Below are 1858 nucleotides of genomic sequence, written 5' to 3'. Positions count from 1 at the left end.
CCTCGGCAGCGTTCCACCATCGGTAGTAGTTCCCCGGGTCGCCCGTGGCGGCGACAGTGCGGGCGATGGTGGTCGCCCAGCCGTCGTCGACGGCGAGCGGTCCGATGATCGCCCACCCGCAGAACGTCGCGACCACCGCGACGTCGATCCACCACAGCCGCTCCCATCGGACTCGTGGACGTCCGCGACGGCCCGGCGGGGCCCGACCGCGGCTCAGCAGAACAAACGCGGCCACCACCGCCGACAGCTGCACAACGATCAGCACGGCCTTGAGCACCGTCGGCGTCGTCGCAAACGGACCGGTGATCTCCGCGGTCACCGACAGCCCGTCGGAGTCCGGCGGGACGAGGTCGGTGCGGAAGCCGAACACTTCGGGCACGGGTTGGTCCGCGAGTTCGGTGGTCTGCCCGTCGGCGCCGACGACGGACATCCCATCGGGGCCGGAATCGACGGTGATCCGGCAGTCCGTCGGCGCGGGCGGCACGACCAGGCGCTGCTCGACGTCGTCGGCACGCAGTGTCGCCACCCCCGCGGAACCGGTGACCGTCATCCCGTCGCCGTCGGCTCCGGTCGCCAGCACGGTGACCGGTGCGGACTGCCCTGTCGCGGCGCGCAGCGCCGAACACGGAATCGACACCGTGAGCTCGCTCGGCCGGTACGGGTGAACCAGCGCGCTGCCCGAGACGGCAGGCTGGCCGGGTGCGGGCCAGTTGAGGGTGGTGGTCTGCGCGACGACCGGGGCGAACGGCAGCATGAGGGCCGTCACGATCCCGGTCAGACCGACAAGTAGCGCGAGCCACGTCTGCTGTGTTGAGTTGAGTGCCCGCATAGATTTCCCCCGACAGCCTGCCCACTGTTCGGCCCTCGGGACCGTATCCGAGGCTGACGTCACCACAACGTCATGCTTGGAGCGGGTGCCTGATGATGAACAATGGAGCGCCGGCACACGTGAGGAGCAGTTCATTGTTGGGAGTCATCGGCGGCAGCGGCTTTTACTCGTTCTTCGGTCCCGAAGCGCGGGCGATCAGCCTGGACACGCCGTACGGCCCGCCGAGCGCGCCGATCACCGTCGGAACCGTCGGCGATCACGAGGTGGCGTTCCTGCCCCGGCACGGCGCCGGCCACGAGTTCTCGCCGCACACGGTGCCCTACCGCGCGAACATGTGGGCGATGCGTGCGCTCGGGGTGCGGCGCATCTTCGGTCCGTGTGCGGTCGGCAGCCTGGATGCGCAATTGGGTCCGGGCGCGATGGTGGTACCCGACCAGCTGGTCGACCGCACGTCGGGACGGCGCGACACGTACTTCGACTCCGGCGGCATCCACGTCGACTTCGCCGACCCGTACTGCCCGTCTCTGCGGGCCGCGGCGACCGGCCTGCCAGGGGTCGTCGACGGCGGCGCGATGGTGGTGATCCAGGGGCCGCGGTTCTCGACCCGCGCGGAGAGCCGATGGTTCGCGAGCCAGGGTTTCCGGCTGGTCAACATGACCGGCTATCCCGAGACGGTGCTGGCGCGGGAACTCGAGATGTGTTATGCCGCAATAGCGTTGGTGACCGATCTCGATGCGGGCATCGAGCAGGGGGCGGGCGTGCGAGCCGTGGACGTCTTCGCGGAGTTCGAACGCAACATGGTGCCGTTCAAACAGTTGGTGCATGAGGCCATCGCTCAGGTCGACGTGGAGCGCACCTGCACGCACTGCCTGCCGCACGAGGGCGTCACCCTGCCGATCGAACTGCCGTGAGAGTCCTCCTGACGGGTGCCGCCGGCTTCATCGGCGCGCGCATCTCCGCCCGGTTGGCCGACGCCGGACACGAGGTCGTCGGCGTCGATGCGATGCTGCCCGCCGCGCACGGTGAGGG

General features: G+C 69.6%; 3 protein-coding genes. 2 read left to right on the top strand and 1 reads right to left on the bottom strand.

Annotation, left to right across the window (positions count from 1 at the left end):
- The coding region (locus tag WA965_RS18870) for an arabinosyltransferase domain-containing protein (RefSeq protein WP_526447921.1) at positions 1–829 on the bottom strand (829 nt) is incomplete at its 3' end.
- A 134-nt stretch (positions 830–963) separates the two neighbouring features.
- On the opposite strand from WA965_RS18870, the gene WA965_RS18865 reads away from it, so the two are divergent.
- Together WA965_RS18865 and WA965_RS18860 are read left to right on the top strand one after the other, a co-directional pair.
- Positions 964–1740 carry an S-methyl-5'-thioadenosine phosphorylase gene (locus WA965_RS18865; protein ID WP_526293911.1) on the top strand — a complete coding sequence of 259 codons (777 nt, stop codon included), beginning with the start codon at positions 964–966 and terminating at the stop codon, positions 1738–1740.
- Positions 1737–1858, top strand: a 122-nt coding sequence (locus tag WA965_RS18860; RefSeq protein ID WP_526447923.1) for an NAD-dependent epimerase/dehydratase family protein, incomplete at its 3' end; no start/stop codon positions are given. The genes WA965_RS18865 and WA965_RS18860, both read left to right, overlap by 4 nt.

Origin of the sequence: Mycobacterium sp. (genome assembly GCF_049683935.1) — a bacterium.
In the GTDB taxonomy this organism is placed as follows: Bacteria; Actinomycetota; Actinomycetes; order Mycobacteriales; family Mycobacteriaceae; genus Mycobacterium.
This window is presented reverse-complemented; position numbering and strand designations above follow the sequence as displayed.